Consider the following 17,016-nt stretch of genomic DNA (forward strand, 5'->3'; position numbering starts at 1 on the left):
ACGTCTATGACTATGGATAAAGAGTGGAAGACCGAGGTGGGCGAGCTGGTTCGTACCCGCACGTGCGGATGGTCGCCTCCGGGCTGCCATCCGGTGGGATGCGGTATGTTCATCTACACCGACAAGGACGGCAAGTTCGTCAAGGTCGAGGGCGACCCCGACCATCCGATCAGCCAGGGCCGTTTGTGCCCGCGGTGCCTCGCGATGGGTGAGTTCTTGCAGCATCCCGATCGCATCAAGTACCCCATGAAGCGCGCCAAGGAGGATCGCGGCAAGGATACGTGGGAGCGCATCACCTGGGACGAGGCGCTCGACATTCTCGAGACCGAAGTGCGTAAGATCTGGGATACCTACGGTCCCGAAGCGATCTTTCTTTCGAAGGGCACCGGGCGCGAGGCCACCGAATACGCCCCGCCCATGGCGCAGGCCGTGTTCAAGACGCCGAACAACGCGTTCATGATGTCGGGTGCGTCGTGCTACGGGCCGCGTACCGTTATCGGCGACTTCCTTTTGGGTGCGGGATACCCCGAGCTCGACTACGCAGCGTTCTTCCCCGAGCGCTACGACGACCCGCGCTACGAGGTGCCGAAGTACATCATACTCTGGGGCAAGAGCCCGCTGCAGTCCAACCCCGACGGCTTCTACGGCCATGCGATCATCGACCTCATGAAGCGGGGCAGCAAGCTCATCGTGATCGACCCGCGCCTGACCTGGCTCGCTTCGCGCGCCGAGTACCATCTGCAGCTGCGCCCGGGCACCGACGCGGCCATCGGGCTGGCTATGCTCAACGTGATCATCGGCGAAGACCTCTACGACCATGCGTTCTGCGACGAATGGGTCTTCGGCCTTGACGAGCTTGCCGAGCGCGTGAAGAACACGACGCCCGAGTGGGCCGAGGGCATCACGTGGGTGCCTGCCGACGTCATCCGCGGAGCGGCGCGCGCCTTCGCCACCAACGCCCCGTCCTCGATCATGTGGGGCCTCGCCATCGACACCCAGCAGAACGGCGCGCAGGCCGGACAGGTTCTTCTGTCCATCGGTGCCATCTGCGGCTACATGGACGTGCCCGGCGGCATAACGCTGGCGCTGCCCTCGAGCTTCCTAGGGCGCTGGACCTACGAGACCATGCAGTTCGTCGGAAAGGAAACGGAGAAGAAGCGCATCGACGCGAAAGAAGATCATCCGGCGTACGCGACCGGCCCCTACGCCCATCCCGATTCGGTGCTGACCACGTTGGAGACCGGGGAGCCCTACGCCTTCCACATGTTCTACTTCTATGCGTCGAACCCCATATCGCCCACCTGCTATGCGGAGCCCGAGCGCTGGTACAACGGCATCATGAAGATGGACTTCAACGCTGCGCAGGATTGCTTCATGACGCCCACCATCATGGGTCTGTGCGACCTCGTGCTTCCGGTCAGCTTCTTCCCGGAGCATGACGGGTTCGTGCTTCCGCACTTCGGCCGCAACACCCACTTCCTTGGCGCCATGAACGCCGCGGTCGATCCCGGCGAGGCGAAGTCCGACCTCGAGATCGACATGCTCGTGGGCAAGCGCCTCAACCCCGAGGCATGGCCGTGGGATTCGGTCGAGGAGTTCTTCGATGCGCAGATCCACACGCAGTACGACTGGGGCTTCAACGAGCTTCGCGAGTACGGTGCGTTCCAGCAGCCGTTCGAGTACCGCAAGTACGAGAAGGGTATGCTGCGCCCCGACGGCGAGCCCGGCTTCAACACGCCGACGGGACTGATCGAAGTGAGCTCGTCGATCTACGACGACTTCGGCGAGGACGAGCTTCCCTACTTCATGGAGCCGGCGATGAGCCCCTACAGCACGCCCGATCTGTACGAGGAGTACCCGCTCGTGCTCACCACCGGCGGCCGCAGCTTCGTGTCGTTCCATTCGGAGCATCGTCAGATCCCCTCGCTGCGTTCCATTCATCCCGATCCGCTCGTCACCATCAACCCGAAGACGGCCGAGGAGTACGGCATCAAGGACGGCGACTTCGTGTGCATCGAGAACATGCTGGGCAAGTGCGTCGAGCGCGCCCGCGTGTCCAACGAGGTGCCTGAGCGTGTCATCCATGCAGAGCACGGCTGGTGGTATCCGGAAGACGATCCCGAGTATCCCGATCTGTACGGTGTTTGGAAGTCGAACATCAACCGGCTCATCCCCATGTACAAGGTCGGCAAAACGGGTTACGGCGCGCCGTACAAGAACGTGCTCGCCAAGATCTACAAGGTTGACGACTTCGACGCCGCCAAGGAGCTTCCCGAGTCGTACGTGCCGCGCGAGAGCCGCGGGCCTGAAAGCATGACGAACGGCGCTCCGCAGCCTATGAGCTACGAAGCCATCCATCAGGATTAGGACGAGGTGATGTTAATGAAGAAGCACGCGCTGCTCATCGACTACAAGTACTGCACCGGCTGCCACAGCTGCGAGGTGGCCTGCCGCCAGGAGAAGGGCATCGAGTCCCAGGACGAGTGGGGCATCAAGCTCGCCGAGTTCGGCCCCGAGCGCCTGGGGGGCGAGTGGTACTGGAACTACGTGCCCGTCCCCTCGACGCTCTGCGACCTGTGCGCCTCGAGGCTCGAGGAGGGCCTCAAGCCCGCCTGCGCCCACCACTGCCTCGCGAAGTGCATGGAGGCCGTGCCCCTCGAGGACGTGCCCGCCCGCATGGCCGAGCTCGGTGACGGGGTCACCTGCTTCGTGCCGTAGTCGGTTTGACGAACCTGCTCGTGGTGGCGGTGGAAAGAACCGCAGCTCGGTCGACCGACCGGCCGGGCTGCGGGCCACCGCCCGAACAGGGCGAAACCTCGGATCGATTGCTTTGTTGCTGGGAATAAGGGGGATTCTGTTGTGGATAAAGTCTACGTTTCGGACATCATCGAAAAACCGGGAGGCATGAAGTTCTCCGTTCGGATCCTGCTCTTCGTCGGGCTGGCGATGGTGTTCGACGGGTTCGACTACATGATCGTTTCGTTTACGATGCCTCAGATCACCGAGGAGATGCAGCTGGGTTTCATCGCTACCGGCAGTCTGGCTTCGTTCAGCCTTCTGGGAATGCTCATCGGCGGTTTCCTGTCGGGCTACCTTGCCGACAGGTTCGGCCGAAAGCATGTGATGAACGTGAGCATCATGATATACGCGTTGCTCACCGTGCCTATCTTCTTCGTCCATACCTACGATGCGTTCGCCGTATGCCGGATACTGTCGGGCATCGGAGTCGGCGCCGTCATCCCCTTAAGCGTCACCATCGTTTCGGAATACGCGCCGACCAAGCATCGCGGTGTGTTCGTGACCATGACCAAGACGTTCATGATGCTCGGGTGGGTGCTTGCCGGATTGACGGCCATGTACGTGGTTCCGAACTTCGGCTGGCGCATGTGCTATCTCATCGGAGGATTTCCCTTCCTGTACGGAATCCTCATGCACTTCATCATGCCCGAATCGGTGCAATGGCTGCTGAGCAAAGGGAGGACGACCGAGGCGCTCAAGATTGTGAACAGGATCAACGATACGCTCGACGCGCCGAAGGAAGGCGGCTATACGGCCGATGAGATACTGATACCCGAGGCAGAGAAGGGCGGCCAGCTCCGCCAGGTTGTGTCGAAGAAGTACTTGAAGGTTACGGTGGGCATATGGCTGGTTGCGTTTACCACGTGCGCTCTTTCGTATGGATTGACGAATTGGATGCCCACGATCCTGCTGCAGAGCGGGTATTCGGTAAGCGCGAGCTACGGGTACACCACGCTCATGAACTTGCTCGGTTGCGCGGGCGCCGTGGTGGCGGGAGTCGCCGCCGACCGTCTCGGAAGGATCAGGAGCGCATACGTCGCGTTCTTCCTCGCCGGGCTGTCGGTTGTGTTCACAGCGGTGTTCGGATTCGGCGGCTTGATGATCGTGGCATGCATATTCATGGGCTTCGCCATCAACTACGCCTACATGTCTCCGGCGCCCATCACGATCGAGGCGTATCCCACCGAGATCAGGGCAACGGGGCAGGCCTGCGTTACCACGGTTGCGCGAATCGGCGGCTTCATAACGCCGATGGTGATCGGCGGCGCCCTCGCATCAGGATCGACGTTCTCGACGGTTCTCGTCGTGTTCCTCGTCCCGCTGTGCCTGGCCGCCCTGTTCACGAAACTGCTCATTAAGACGGAGACGAAAGGTGTCGCAATGGAAGATCTCGGAACACTGCCGAGCGATTCGCTCAACGGAGGAAATACATCTCAGGAAGGAGAACGGTTATGACAAAAGCTCAGACATGGAAAAGCGACGAGGGGGAGCTGATCAGGGTTCGTACCTGCGGATGGTCTCCTCCGGGCGATCATCCAGTGGGATGCGGCATGTTCATCTACACCGACAAGGACGGCAAGTTCGTCAAGGTCGAGGGCGACCCCGACCATCCGATCAGCCAGGGACGACTGTGTCCGCGGTGTCTTGCGATGAAGGACTTCCTCGAAAGCCCCGATCGCATCAAGTACCCCATGAAGCGCGCCAAAGAGGATCGCGGCAAGGATACGTGGGAGCGCATCACCTGGGACGAGGCGCTCGACATCCTCGAGGCCGAGGTTAAGAAGATCTGGGAGAACTACGGCCCCGAGACCATCTACCTGTTCCAGGGAACCGGGCGTGAGGCGACGCTGTATGCGCCTCCGATGGCTCAGGCCTGCTTCAAGACGCCGAACTGCTCGTTTTCCATGTCCGGCGGATCGTGCTACGGGCCGCGTACGGTCGTCGCCGACTTCCTTTTGGGCGCGGGATACCCCGAGCTTGACTACGCAGCCTACTTCCCGGATCGCTACGACGACCCGCGCTACGAGGTGCCGAAGTACATCATACTCTGGGGCAAGAGCCCGCTGCAGTCCAATCCCGACGGCTTCTACGGCCATGCCATCGTGGACCTCATGAAGCGGGGATCGAAGCTCATCGTGATCGACCCGCGCCTCACCTGGCTCGGCGCACGTGCCGAGTACCATCTGCAGCTGCGCCCGGGCACCGACGCGGCCATCGGCCTCGCTATGCTCAACGTTGTTTTGGGCGAGGACCTCTACGATCATGAGTTCTGCGAGAACTGGGTGTTCGGCGTCGAGGATCTTGCCGAGCGCGTGAAGGACACGACGCCCGAGTGGGCCGAGGGCATCACGTGGGTTCCTGCCGACGTCATCCGCGGCGCGGCGCGCGCCTTCGCCACGAACGCCCCCTCCTCGATCATGTGGGGTCTTGCCATCGACACCCAGCAGAACGGCGCGCAGGCGGGCCAGTCGCTGCTCGCGCTTGCCGCCATCTGCGGCTACATGGACGTGCCCGGCGGCATCACGCTGTCTCTGCCCTCGAGCTTCATGGGACGCTGGCGTTTCGAAACCGCGCAGTTCGTCGAGCCCGAGACCATGGCGAAGCGCATCGATGCGAAGGAAGACCATCCGGCGTACGCATGCGGGCCGTTCGCCCATCCTGACGAGGTCCTCACGGTCATGGAGACCGAAGAGCCCTATGCGTTCCACATGGCCTACTTCTACGCGACCAACCCGATTTCCCCGACGGTGTACGCGGAGCCCGAGCGCTGGTACAACGCGCTTATGAAGATGGACTTCAACGCCGCGCAGGACTGCTTCATGACGCCCACCATCATGGGCCTGTGCGACCTCGTGCTCCCGGTCAGCGGATTCGCCGAGCACGACGGCGTGGTGCTTCCGCACTTCGGCCGCAACACCCACTTCCTCGGCGCCATGAACGCGGCGCTCGATCCCGGCGAGGCGCGATCCGACCTCGAGATCGACATGCTCGTGGGCAAGCGCCTCAACCCCGAGGCGTGGCCGTGGGAGACCGCCGAGGAGTTCTTTAACGCGCAGATCCGCACCCAGTACGATTGGGATTTCAACGACTTGCGCGACATGGGCGTATACCAGCAGAACTTCGAGTACCGCAAGTACGAGAAGGGTTTGCTGCGCCCCGACGGCGAGCCCGGCTTCAACACGCCGACGGGCATGATCGAGGTGTGCTCTTCGATCTACGACGACTTCGGCGAGGACGAGCTCCCCTACTTCATGGAGCCGGCGATGAGCCCCTACAGCACGCCCGATCTGTACGAGGAGTACCCGCTCGTGCTCACCACCGGCGGACGCGATTTCGTGTCGTTCCATTCGGAGCACCGCCAGCTGCCCACGCTGCGCAACATCACGCCCGACCCGCTCGTCACCATCAACCCGAAGACGGCCGAGAAGTACGGCATCAAGGCGGGCGACTTCGTGTGCATCGAGAACTCCCTGGGCAAGTGCGTCGAGCGCGCCCGCATCTCCAACGAGGTGCCCGAGCGCGTCATCCACGCCACGCACGGCTGGTGGTATCCCGAGGAGGACGGCGAGTACCCGAACCTGTTCGGCACCTGGAAATCGAACGTCAACAAGCTCATTCCGATGTACAAGGTGGGCAAGCTCGGCTACGGCGCTCCCTACAAGAACGTGCTCGCCAAGATCTACAAGGTCGACGGCTACGAAGCCGGCGATTCGGATCCGGCGGCGTACGTGGCACCTGCGAGCCGCGGACCCGAGAGCATGACCGATGCACACGCTCCCTTGAGCTACGAAGCCAAGCACGACGACGAATAGAAAGCGAGGTGAGACGACCGTGAAGAAGCACGCGCTGCTCATCGACTACAAGTACTGCACCGGCTGCCACAGCTGCGAGGTGGCCTGCCGCCAGGAGAAGGGCATCGAGTCCCAGGACGAGTGGGGCATCAAGCTCGCCGAGTTCGGCCCCGAGCGCCTGGGGGGCGAGTGGTACTGGAACTACGTGCCCGTCCCCTCGACGCTCTGCGACCTGTGCGCCTCGAGGCTCGAGGAGGGCCTCAAGCCCGCCTGCGCCCACCACTGCCTCGCGAAGTGCATGGAGGCCGTTCCCCTCGAGGACGTGCCCGCCCGCATGGCCGAGCTCGGTGACGGGGTCACCTGCTTCGTGCCGTAAGCGTTTGGAAAACGGGGTTGAATCCCGACTGCAAGAATACGATTGAGATGGAGGCCCGACATGGCATACAGTCCGAACCAGAAAGACGTTGAGGGCATCGAAGAGATTGCCGACAAAGCGCCGAAGGTGTGCCCGAACTGCGGTAAGCCGTTGCGCAAGATCGTTACGAGCCGCGAATTCGGCAGCTTCACGACAAAGTGCCCGTGGTGCAAAACCAAGTTCGACTACGAGATCAAAGAAGACGAGTAGCAGGTCTTGAGCGCACGGGTGGACGGGCTTGCAGCCTTCCGCCCGTGCTTTTTCTCGCATACCGCAGGCAGGCTGGCTTAGGGCACCTGCTTGCGGGTCTTATCGCCGTCGTGCGGCGCTTTCCTGCTGCGCCCTTTATTCGGTGCTTCGGTCGCCGGCAGCAGCCGTTTTTGGTTCGATCTCCGGCAACCCCGTTTCCTCCATGCGTTTTTCGCTCCTACCGCCGCAAGCGACACCGCAAGCGAAGCCAGGCATACCGCCCCGAAGAATACGAGCGAGTTTCCTGTGATGATATCGGTGAGCCCGCATGCCTTCGCTATGCCGCGCACGAGGATGATGCAGAGGGGGTGTAGGATGTATATCCACAGCGAGAGGTCGCGCGCCCAGGAGGCGTTGAGGGACAGTCGCATGCGTGCGAGCACGACGATCGGGAAGTACGTTGCGGGGACGAGCATGAAGTACATGCTGTCGTGGCGGTCGAGCCCGAACCCGTGCACGAAGCTCCCCTCGGCTGCGAGTAGCACGGCGGATACGAGCAGTCCCATGCGTTGGATGTCCGCATTGGACCCATCGGAACTTCGTTTCGATGCGACGACCCCGATCAACAGGAAAAGCGGGGCGAAGAAAACGCCGTTGCGGGTGTGGGGCGATACCGCGAACACGGCATCGTAGAAGCCCCTCAGCGCATCGATTTGGCAGGCGAAGCCGTAATAGCTGTCGCCGAGAATGCCGATAAGGTACAGCGCGGCTGCGATCGCGAGCGAGATCCCCGTTCCGAACCGATCGAGCAGAAACGCAACGAGCACGCAGCCGAGAATGGCGGCGGGGAAGTACCAAAGGTGGTAGAACGTGCCCTCGAATACGATGGCTTGAAAGGCGGCAAACGGCGAGTCGGGCAGGTTGCCCGCGTAGACGGTTACCGGCAGGTACAAGAGGGTTGCGATCGCGTAGAGAATGCAGAGCTTTTTGAGCTGCGAGCGAAACGATCTGCTTGCGAGGATCGAGCCCGCGCGGTGGCGTGCGAGTACGAAAAATCCCGTGGTGGCCAAGAAAAACGGTACGGCGATGCGCCCGAACGAATAGGTGACGACGTCATCGACCGCGGGGTCGATCGAAGCGAACGGTGCTACGTGGATGGCGACGACGAGAAACGCCGCCACCATCCGGAAAAGATCGATCGCCGGGTAGGCGCGGCGCTCAGGCATAGGCGAGCATGTGCGTGTCGGCCGGCGTTTCCGCGTTTGCGAGCGCTTCTTCGATTGCGACGGTGAGCACTTCCTCGAGCGACAGTCCGGCCGCCTCGAGCATCGAGGGGAAGCGGCTGTGCGCCGTGAAGCCGGGAATCGTATTCGCTTCGTTGAAGAGCAGGCGTCCGTCGCTTGCCAAGAAGAAATCGATGCGTGCAAATCCCGTGCAGCCGAGCGCGCGGAACAATCGCTTTGCAGCCCGCTTTACCCGAAGCGCATCGCGCTCGGCGATGCGGGCGGGTACGACGATGCTGGCTACCTCGCACGAGTATTTCTCGATGTAATCGAACACCGCTCCGTTGAGCTCTATTTCATCGGGCTCGCCCACGATGAGGGTGCCGCCCGATTCGAGTACCGCGCAGCCGATCTCGGCGCCGTCGATCTCTCGCTCGAGGATCGCCTCCGAATCGTAGGCGAAAGCGCATGCAAGTGCCCGAGCCAAGCAGTCGGGCGATTCCACTCGGCTGAGCCCCATGGATGATCCCTCGCGCGGAGGCTTTACGAACAGGGGGTATCCGATCCGTTCTGCAACATGGCGCATTTCGAGGTTGCTCATGCGGATATCGACGAGCGCTCCCTCGGGTACGCTGACGCCTTCGGCTGCGGCGATGCGGTGGGAAATGGTTTTGTCCATGCAGACCGCCGATCCCGTAACACCGCAGCCGACGACGGGGATGCCGGCAAGCTGCAAGGCGCCTTGCACGCTTCCGTCCTCGCCGTTGCGGCCATGGAGGATCGGCAGCGCCGCATCGAGATGCACGAGCGTTCCCGACGAGAGATCGATGACGCCGTGCGCTTCCTGCCCGAACGGCAGTGCGATGGGGGTGCAGCGCCCCGTTTCGAGCCACGAGTCGTCCTCGATCGACCGAGCGTCGCCGCCGTATCGGTGCCAGCCGCCCGAGCGGTCGATTCCGATGGCAACGATGTCGAATCGCTTGGCGTCGATGCTCTGCATGACGGCAGCTGCCGAATGAAGCGATACGGGATACTCGTTCGAGCATCCGCCGAACAGGATCCCGATCGTGGGCTTTGCTGCGTCCATGGCGTTCTCCTTCAGGGTAGACGAAAAAAGAAGCGCGCAGGTCGTGTACGTTTCGGCCTTTATGCGGCTCGGGGTTCCCGACGGCCTTTGCCGTGTGCGGCCGAACCTGCGTGCCCGTGCATCCAGGCTACCTCGAAGCGGGCTTAAGCGTCTCGAAACAATCGTCAACGAAAACCTTAAGGAGCATTAAGTTATTCTGAAGAAACCGCGTTGCACCAAACGGCTTTGCTGCGGGCGGCACCGCTCTCGGATCGGTTTTGCCGTCGCGGCAAGCCTTGCCGCTGTAACGCGGTTGGCTATGCTTCCGCAACCGGCTTCCTCCGAAGGCGGCGGCCGATCGTCTCGTGCAGCGGGGCGCTATCCGTCGGCATTCGGCGCGCTTTCGCCTTCGATCAGGTCGATGAGCTCCTGCTGGGAGTGGACGTCGGTTTTGCGGTAGATGTTCTTGACGTGGCTTTTCACCGTTTCGTCGGAGATGACGAGCTCCTCTTTGATGTGCGCGCGGTTGCGCCCTTTCGAAAGCAGGAAGAACACTTCGATCTCACGCGGCGACAGGCGGTATTGGCGGGCGAGGCGCGTACACGATTTTTCGAACTCGGATGACGAATCGGCTTCTTCGATGGGCTTGACGAAGCCCCAGCCGGTGTTGGCCGACCCGTTGCCGAGGGCGAACAGCGCGATGAGCAGGATGAGGAATATGATGGCGGCCGAGAGCATCGCCAGGTCGAGGTCGGTGCGGAGGAATCCGAGCATGCAACCGCTCGCAATCGAGCCGACGAGTTGGCCGAGCTGGATCGAAAACAGGCTCCATGCCGCGATCCAGCTTGCAGGCAGCTTCGATCTGGATGCCAGCACGGGCCATATGGCCCAGAGCACGATGTAGAAATACTGGTAGCCGAATTGGTGGACGCCCGTGCCGATGACGTTGAACGGTTCGTGGAGGGGCAGAAACAGAAAGCCCGCCGCCATGAGGGGCAGCGCCACCTGGTAGGTCATATGGTCGAAGTCCATCTTGTAGATGCTCGTCGTGACGAATACCGCAATCGATCCGCCGACGATGGCGATGATGTTGAGCAGGTCGCGCATGCCGGTCAGTTCTGGCCCGATGGGCGCGAACAGCCCCTTCATGATGCCGAACGAGATGCCGAAGAACAGTGAGATGGCTATGAGCTTGTAAGGCGGTTTCTTCTCGATGTGCACGTTTTTCTTGCTTCGCGCCAGATGCGGGATGCTTCGCTTGAACCGCACGAGGTAGGCCATGCTCACAACGGGCAGCGCAGCTACGAGGATCTGGCTCACGTCCGCCGGGATAGCGGTCAGCACGAGGAAGGCGACTGCGGCGATCATGAATGCAACCACGCTGTAATTGACGGTTCGCTGAGAGCCGAGCGAGGCGAACAGCTCGCCCCAGAGCACGACGACGATCGCCGATCCGACGCCCGTGAGCACCGAACCTACAAGGTAGACGGGTAAGGCGATCGAGCCGGCGAGCACGGTTGCGGGATGCGAGATCAGCAGGGTTCCGATGGCGGTGAGGGCGGCTGCGGCCCAGGGGAGCGCGCGGATGCTCGAGAGCGGATTGCGGAAGTGGGAGAGCATGAGCAGGAATGCGATGGTGATCACGTTTGCGAGCAACGAAGTAACCCAAAGCGGTTCGAGCGCGAACGCGTCGGCGGTCGAGGTGGCGATGAAGGCGCCTTCGCTGTAGAACAGCGAGCTCCAGAACACGCACCAGATCCACGTCCAGTGAGCGGCGAAGCCGATGAGATCGGGCGCGCGCCACAGCTCTTTGCGCAAGCTCCCGTCGAGCAAGCGGCTTTTCATATCGGCTCCTCCCTGCGCACGGCCACAGCCGTCTCCCAATGCACGTTCGGCTCGGTGCAACACAGGCGATTCCTCCCTGTGATGCACGGGGCCGCTTCCCTCGATGCGCCGTTCGGAACCCCGTATGCGGTTTCGATTGCCAGGCAGCTCGTTCAAGCGCGCAGCCGATATGCGCCCCGAGGTTCCGATTCGTATCTGCATTATAGAGGAGTTCTTACGGTTTCCGCCGAAACGACCATCCCCCTGCTCGGGGGATTTTCCTGTGTGAGCGGGTCGTTTCCCCCCGCCCAAGGGATGACGGGTTGCGGGACGGGGCGTAGTGTCGAAGTCGTCGCATGCTGAGGGCGTGCGGAACAGGACGTTTCAATCCAGGAGGGAATTACATGGAGGAAAACACGACGAAACAGGGACTCTCGCGCCGTTCGTTCATCGGACTCGGCGGCGCTGCGCTTGCGGGCGCGGCGATGGCGGGCATGGCGGGCTGCGCTCCGCAGGGCACGACCGACGCCGGAGCAGGCCAGGCGGCCGCTGGTGGATCCGACGCTGCAGGCGGCATTCCCGTAGCCGATAGCGGGGCTTCGGCCGGCCCCGATGTTGCCGGCATGCACAGCTGGGAGATCGCTCCCGAGGCCATCGCTGCCGACAAGATCTCGGGCACGGAGGATTGCGACGTGCTCGTCATCGGTGCGGGCCTCGGCGGCTGCTGCGCCAGCATTGCGGCGCTCGAGGAGGGTGCCGGCAAAGTGATCGTAGTCGACAAGAACCCCGAGATGGTGATCGCGCGCGGCGTGCATATCGCCGGGTTCCATACGAAGGTGCAGCAGAAGCTGGCTGACGAGGGCCTCATGGAAGAGCCCGACTACAACAACGTGGTGCGCCGCTGGATCAACTGGGCGCAGGGCCGCGTGAAGGAGCCTTTGCTGTGGGAGTTCGCGCACAAGAGCGGCGCATGCTTCGATTGGCTGTACGATCTGGCAACCAAGAAGAACCTCGAGGCGCTTTTGTGGGACGGTTACTACAAGGGCCCCGATTACACCGAGTATCCGGTTACGCACATCTTCTATCAGGCCGACAAGTACGAGGAAACGGTGAACTTCACGTTCTACCAGGGCTCGGGCGTGGGCGATGTGTACGGCAACGCGGTGCTCGTGCCGGCGCTGTACGAGACCATCGCCGATCTGGGCGGCGAGATCCGCTGGCAAACGAAGAGCGAGCGACTCGTCCGCGAGGGCGACGGCCCCGTCACTGGCGCCATCGTGTCTACCGGTAAAGACGAGTACATGCAGATCAACGCGAAATCGGTCATCATCGCCTCGGGCGACTACGCTGCCGACGACGAGATGTTCCAGTACTATTCGCCTATGACGGCATACGCTATGGACGGCCGTTTCTACAACCCGCCCGACTGCGACACCGGCGACATGCACAAGCAGGCCATCTGGGCCGGCGCGGCCATGCAGAAGTCCGAGCCGCATTCGGCCGTCATGCACCTCGATTTCGGTGCGGCGAGCTACGGCTTTCTGCATGTGAACTGGGAGGGCAAGCGCTTCAAGAACGAGGACGTGAACACCCAGTCCAAGAGCGTCACGAAGGCGCTGCAGACGCAGAAGGAAGCCTGGAGCATCTACGACTCGCATGGTCTCGAGCAGGTGAAGGAACAGATCGACGCCGGTTTGGGCGGCGGTTTGCAATGGGGTCAGCTCACGCAGCCCGTGGGCGGCGAGTACAACCTCGAAGCGCAGAAGATCGTACTTGAGGGCGAGGTCGAGAGCGGCCAGACGCTGAAGGCCGACTCGCTTGAGGATCTGGCCAAGCAGATGGGCGTGCCGGCTGAGAACCTCATAGCGGCGGTCGATCGCTACAACGAGCTGTGCGATCTTGGCAAAGACCTCGATTACGGCAAGCGCCCCGAGGTTATGGGCAAGATCCTGGAGCCGCCGTTCTACGCGGGCAAGCTGGTTGCGAGCCTTCTCACCATGTGCGGCGGTTTGCGCACTAACACCGAGTGCCAGGTGCTCGACGCCGAGGACCAGCCGATCGGCGGGCTGTACGTGTGCGGTTCGGCCGCCGGCGAGTTCTTCGGTGCAGGCGACTATCCCACCTATGTGCCGGGTATCGGCCACGGGCGCTGCGTGACCTTCGGTCGTATCGCCGGAATCAACGCCGCTGGCGGCGATGCCGACGCGAAGATCCCCAGCCTCGACATCTAACCGTTTCAAAGCGCTGAACAAGCGTGATGCCCTTCGTGTTGCCGTATCCTCCCTTCCACTCGCGGCGGCACGATGGAAAAGCAGCCGGTGCCTATGCGCCGGCTGCTTGCATGCTGGCTCCGGCTTCTTGGCGGCAAACGGCGGTCGGGTCCCGATATACGGGAAAATCCTCATCGTGTTGCGTTCCGGGCGGGACCCTCCGGATGTCTGAATCTTTGACCTGCGCAAACGCGGAAGCCCTATCCGGCACCGGTCCGTGGTAGTCTGAATACCCGCTCGAATCGGCCCCTAATTGCTACACAATGAGGATTTTCCCGTAAATCGAGGCCGATTCGCCGGTGAGCCGGGATCTGCATGCTCCCGCGCAGCGCTCGACGGCGATCGGGCGCCTTGTGGCTTCGGGCGAGCTTATCCAGGCAATGGCTCGCCGGCGGATGAAGCCCAACGTTCGATCTTCGGCCACGCCGTCAGACCGCCGCTGGCGCGCTCGCCGCGTTGCCCGGGGGTGTTCTCGCTCTGTCACCCGATTGTCGCTAGACCGATACGGTGCGTTCATTGAATGGCTCTGCGGGATGGTCGATACTTACCTTAATGAGAACCCCCGGTTTTACCGGTTGATACAGCGAGGAAAGGACATCGTCATGCATGCGACATTGGAAGCCATACACAGGGCAAGCAGGCAGCCGGGTATAGAAGTCGACGATACCGAATCGGCTAGCGCGATCGAGGAGGCGGCCGACGAGCTGTCGACGGGTGCCGGAGCGGAAGAGACCGAGTCGAAGCGAGACGAACCCACCGACGAAGAAATCGACGAGGCGATCATCGCGCTCGAAGAGCGAGCGGAGGAGATCTCCCGAGGCGATAACGCCGACATCCAGCTTGAGGTCGATCCCGATCAGGTAAAGTAGCGGCTACTGGGCTTTGAAGGCGTGAGGTTGCAAGCTCACGCATACGCGCGCACTCCGTGCTGGTTTGAAACCATCCCGTCGGCGGCTCCCATTGCGGGAGCCGCCGATTCTTCTATCGATCTCTGAGTTCGTGGCAGGTGCCGCATTGGAATACGCCGCGATGGTGGCACTGCGCGCAGTATTTCATGGCATCCTTCGGAAGATCCCGAGAATGGTTGTTGTGGCAATCGGTGCAGGTGGCCGGGTGCTCGTCGTGCTTGGATCCCTCGGGGCGTTCGTGCGGGTTCACCGTCACGCCGTTGGAATCGGTGAGCGCCGTCGAGCTCGCCGTGAGTGCGGCCATCTCTTCCATGGAGCCGTGGCAGTCGATGCAGCTTTGGGGCTCGACGGTCACGACGGTTGCCTTCGTCGGCGCTTTGTCGCCGAACTTCACATCGGCATGGGCGGTCGAAAGCTCCGATTCCATTGTATGGCAATCGCCGCAGACCTGCGCTTCATGGGCTTCCGCCTGGGGGCACGCCGGTTCGGCTGCGCCTTCGGCTTCCACCGTATGGCATAGGGAACAGTCGCTTTCCATGGTCCAGCCGACCGGCTGGCCGTCCATCGCCGAGGTAGCAGACGGTTGCTCCTGATCAGTCGGCTTCGGCGCGTCGTCGGCCTCTTTCGGGGCGCATCCGACCGAGATCGCCAGTACCGTCGCAAGAGCGAGGACCGCACCGAAGACGGCGAGCAGCGCGACGCCCCGGTTGGTTCTATTCGTGTTCGTATCCATTGCAATTCCCTTCTTCGACGGTGCTGCCGTGCCTACTTCTTCTCGGCGTCCCAGTTTTCAAGCGTCGAGGCGTGCCGTCCTGCGATGCGGCCCCACACCATGTTCTCGGAGTTGTTGCCGCCCGTGATGCCGTAGCTGTGCGCCTGGAAGTTGCCGAAGCTGCCCGCGGAGTACAGACGGGGGATGACTTCGCCGCGCACGTCGACCACCTGGGCGTGCTCGTTCTTCTTGGGGCCTCCGAGCGTCGAACAGGATCCGGGGTAGAGGGTGTAGCAGTAGTACGGGCCCCCATCGAGCTTCTGGAGCGTTTCGGGATCGCGCTCGAATTTGGGGTCGGCGCCCGCTTCGCAGATTGCCTGGTAATCGTCGAAGGTTGCCTTGAGGGTTTCGGCATCCATCCAGTGATCCCATTCCTGCATTTTCTCGGCGAGCTCCTCGATGGTGTCGGCTTTGGTGATCCACCCCTTCTCGAGCTCGACCATGTTGTCTTCGCTCCAGCCGTCCCAATCGCGCAGTTCGTCGGGCAGCTGCGAGGTCATGTTACCGCACTCGAAGAAGTCGCCCTGGCTGACGCCGATCTTACCGCTCGTAAAGTTCGTCTCGTCGAAAACGACCCACGTGGGTATGCGGTCGTAGTCGTCGATCTCATCGTTGAACTGCGTATATACGTGCCATCCGTTGTGGGGTGTCTCGCCGTTGGCCGCTTCGTTGACGTAGCGCTTGCCCAGGCGGTTCACGTAGAAATAGGAGTTCGTGGGCAGATAGGCGTCGACGCCGAAATCGTTTTCTGGATCGCGGGTGTACATCGAGGACATCGAAATGACCATCGACATGTGCCAGAGCTTCGCTCCGACCTCTTCCACCATCTTGATGCCGTCGCCGGTATTGTAGCGCCAGCCTTCGAAGTGCCATGGGTAGCACTTGAGGTACTCGCGGTGCAGATCTTCATTGAACTCGAATCCGCCTGTCGTGAGGATGACGCCTTTGCGCGCCTTGACGGTTTTCTCTTCGTCGCCGATCATCGTGCGGCAGCCGACGATTTCTTTCGTTTCGGGGTTTTGGATGAGTTTCTCATCGTGGCAATCGAACAGCACCTGCACGCCGAGGCTCTCGCGCTGCGCATCGAGCTCGCGGTAGGTCTGCATGCCGAATCCCTCGACCGACGAGATCTTAATGCATCCGCCGTAGGCGTTGTCGTCGAGGAAATGGTACTCGGGGATGGTGCCGGCGAGTGCTTTTTCGGCGACCTCGTAGTTCATGCCGTACTTGTCGGCGTATTCGGTGTGGCGTGCGGCTTCCTCGACATAGGCGTCGATCATGGTGTCTTCCATGAGTCCGTGGCTAAACGCCTTGCAATAGGCCTTGAAGCGTTCGGGGTCGGCAACCACGGTCCATTCCCCGTTGTTGATGCGGCTGTTGCCGCCGCCCTCGATGGGGGCTTTTTCGAGAATCAGGACCTCGGAACCTCCCTCGTCGGCGGCAACGAGGCTCGCCCACATGCCGGCACCGCCGTATCCGATGATGAGCACGTCGCACTCGTAGTCCCACGTTGTCGGAAGCCATTCTCCGCTCCCTGCCGATCCTGTTGCGGAAGCGCCCGACGTGCAACCAGCGAGTGCGGCCGTACCCGCCATGGCGGCACCGGCAACTGCAGCGCCTTTCAGAAACGAGCGCCGTGATAAGCCGGCATGGTTGGTGAACTTGTCCATATTTCCTCCTTGTTCGCAATCCGCCGTGCTATCGTATTCAGCACGGCTTCGTAACGCTTTGCATGTGCGTTACGCCCATCGATACGGTA

The 17,016-nt window shown here is 61.9% G+C and carries 13 protein-coding genes; 8 read left to right on the forward strand and 5 right to left on the reverse strand.

Annotated elements, in window-relative coordinates:
* Positions 1 to 6: 6 nt before the first annotated feature.
* The 6 genes from MWL89_RS03470 (at position 7) to MWL89_RS03495 (ending at position 7,215) form a co-directional block, all read left to right on the forward strand.
* Positions 7 to 2,367 (forward strand): molybdopterin-dependent oxidoreductase, encoded by a 2,361-nt coding sequence (locus MWL89_RS03470; protein ID WP_244411769.1) that lies wholly within the window; start codon positions 7 to 9, stop codon positions 2,365 to 2,367.
* A gap of 15 nt (positions 2,368 to 2,382) precedes the next feature.
* Positions 2,383 to 2,718: a 4Fe-4S dicluster domain-containing protein gene (locus MWL89_RS03475; protein ID WP_244411770.1), complete on the forward strand. Its 336-nt coding sequence runs from the start codon at positions 2,383 to 2,385 to the stop codon at positions 2,716 to 2,718.
* Between the two features lie 141 nt (positions 2,719 to 2,859).
* Positions 2,860 to 4,254 carry an MFS transporter gene (locus MWL89_RS03480; RefSeq protein WP_244411771.1) on the forward strand — a complete coding sequence of 465 codons (1,395 nt, stop codon included), beginning with the start codon at positions 2,860 to 2,862 and terminating at the stop codon, positions 4,252 to 4,254.
* Positions 4,251 to 6,611: a molybdopterin-dependent oxidoreductase gene (locus tag MWL89_RS03485; RefSeq protein WP_244411772.1), complete on the forward strand. Its 2,361-nt coding sequence runs from the start codon at positions 4,251 to 4,253 to the stop codon at positions 6,609 to 6,611. Before MWL89_RS03480 ends, MWL89_RS03485 begins: the two co-directional genes overlap by 4 nt.
* A gap of 19 nt (positions 6,612 to 6,630) precedes the next feature.
* Positions 6,631 to 6,966, forward strand: coding sequence for a 4Fe-4S dicluster domain-containing protein (locus tag MWL89_RS03490; protein WP_244411770.1), 336 nt, complete (start codon positions 6,631 to 6,633; stop codon positions 6,964 to 6,966).
* A 60-nt stretch (positions 6,967 to 7,026) separates the two neighbouring features.
* Positions 7,027 to 7,215 carry a hypothetical protein gene (locus MWL89_RS03495; protein WP_102378984.1) on the forward strand — a complete coding sequence of 63 codons (189 nt, stop codon included), beginning with the start codon at positions 7,027 to 7,029 and terminating at the stop codon, positions 7,213 to 7,215.
* A gap of 77 nt (positions 7,216 to 7,292) precedes the next feature.
* On the opposite strand, the gene MWL89_RS03500 is transcribed toward MWL89_RS03495, so the two are convergent.
* The 3 genes from MWL89_RS03500 to MWL89_RS03510 all read right to left on the reverse strand — a co-directional run bounded on the left by MWL89_RS03500 (position 7,293) and on the right by MWL89_RS03510 (position 11,328).
* Positions 7,293 to 8,420 carry an acyltransferase gene (locus tag MWL89_RS03500; protein WP_244411773.1) on the reverse strand — a complete coding sequence of 376 codons (1,128 nt, stop codon included), beginning with the start codon at positions 8,418 to 8,420 and terminating at the stop codon, positions 7,293 to 7,295.
* The gene (locus MWL89_RS03505; RefSeq protein ID WP_244411774.1) at positions 8,413 to 9,504 is read right to left on the reverse strand and encodes a D-alanine--D-alanine ligase family protein; all 1,092 of its coding nucleotides are present in this window, start codon (positions 9,502 to 9,504) and stop codon (positions 8,413 to 8,415) included. The genes MWL89_RS03500 and MWL89_RS03505 overlap by 8 nt, the downstream gene beginning before the upstream one ends.
* A 357-nt stretch (positions 9,505 to 9,861) precedes the next feature.
* Positions 9,862 to 11,328 (reverse strand): helix-turn-helix domain-containing protein, encoded by a 1,467-nt coding sequence (locus MWL89_RS03510; protein ID WP_244411775.1) that lies wholly within the window; start codon positions 11,326 to 11,328, stop codon positions 9,862 to 9,864.
* Between the two features lie 383 nt (positions 11,329 to 11,711).
* Here MWL89_RS03510 and MWL89_RS03515 point away from each other — a divergent pair, with 383 nt between their 5' ends.
* Both MWL89_RS03515 and MWL89_RS03520 read left to right on the forward strand, forming a co-directional pair.
* On the forward strand, positions 11,712 to 13,538 hold the full coding sequence (locus MWL89_RS03515; RefSeq protein ID WP_244411776.1) for an FAD-dependent oxidoreductase: 1,827 nt from the start codon (positions 11,712 to 11,714) through the stop codon (positions 13,536 to 13,538).
* A gap of 641 nt (positions 13,539 to 14,179) precedes the next feature.
* On the forward strand, positions 14,180 to 14,446 hold the full coding sequence (locus MWL89_RS03520; protein WP_102378980.1) for a hypothetical protein: 267 nt from the start codon (positions 14,180 to 14,182) through the stop codon (positions 14,444 to 14,446).
* Between the two features lie 112 nt (positions 14,447 to 14,558).
* Here MWL89_RS03520 and MWL89_RS03525 read toward each other — a convergent pair whose 3' ends face one another.
* Both MWL89_RS03525 and MWL89_RS03530 read right to left on the reverse strand, forming a co-directional pair.
* The gene (locus MWL89_RS03525; RefSeq protein ID WP_102378979.1) at positions 14,559 to 15,218 is read right to left on the reverse strand and encodes a cytochrome c3 family protein; all 660 of its coding nucleotides are present in this window, start codon (positions 15,216 to 15,218) and stop codon (positions 14,559 to 14,561) included.
* A 32-nt stretch (positions 15,219 to 15,250) separates the two neighbouring features.
* Positions 15,251 to 16,927, reverse strand: coding sequence for an FAD-dependent oxidoreductase (locus MWL89_RS03530; RefSeq protein WP_244411777.1), 1,677 nt, complete (start codon positions 16,925 to 16,927; stop codon positions 15,251 to 15,253).
* Between the last annotated feature and the right edge of the window lie 89 nt (positions 16,928 to 17,016).

It is taken from the genome of Raoultibacter timonensis, from assembly GCF_022845715.1.
Classification (GTDB): Bacteria; Actinomycetota; Coriobacteriia; order Coriobacteriales; family Eggerthellaceae; genus Raoultibacter; species Raoultibacter timonensis.

Coding starts and splice junctions, on each gene's coding strand:
- MWL89_RS03495 (WP_102378984.1), top strand. CDS start 7,027: ATGGCATACAGTCCGAACCAGAAAGACGTTGAGGGCATCGAAGAGATT.
- MWL89_RS03510 (WP_244411775.1), bottom strand. CDS start 11,328: ATGAAAAGCCGCTTGCTCGACGGGAGCTTGCGCAAAGAGCTGTGGCGC.
- MWL89_RS03485 (WP_244411772.1), top strand. CDS start 4,251: ATGACAAAAGCTCAGACATGGAAAAGCGACGAGGGGGAGCTGATCAGG.
- MWL89_RS03515 (WP_244411776.1), top strand. CDS start 11,712: ATGGAGGAAAACACGACGAAACAGGGACTCTCGCGCCGTTCGTTCATC.
- MWL89_RS03470 (WP_244411769.1), top strand. CDS start 7: ATGACTATGGATAAAGAGTGGAAGACCGAGGTGGGCGAGCTGGTTCGT.
- MWL89_RS03500 (WP_244411773.1), bottom strand. CDS start 8,420: ATGCCTGAGCGCCGCGCCTACCCGGCGATCGATCTTTTCCGGATGGTG.
- MWL89_RS03505 (WP_244411774.1), bottom strand. CDS start 9,504: ATGGACGCAGCAAAGCCCACGATCGGGATCCTGTTCGGCGGATGCTCG.
- MWL89_RS03530 (WP_244411777.1), bottom strand. CDS start 16,927: ATGGACAAGTTCACCAACCATGCCGGCTTATCACGGCGCTCGTTTCTG.
- MWL89_RS03475 (WP_244411770.1), top strand. CDS start 2,383: ATGAAGAAGCACGCGCTGCTCATCGACTACAAGTACTGCACCGGCTGC.
- MWL89_RS03520 (WP_102378980.1), top strand. CDS start 14,180: ATGCATGCGACATTGGAAGCCATACACAGGGCAAGCAGGCAGCCGGGT.
- MWL89_RS03525 (WP_102378979.1), bottom strand. CDS start 15,218: ATGGATACGAACACGAATAGAACCAACCGGGGCGTCGCGCTGCTCGCC.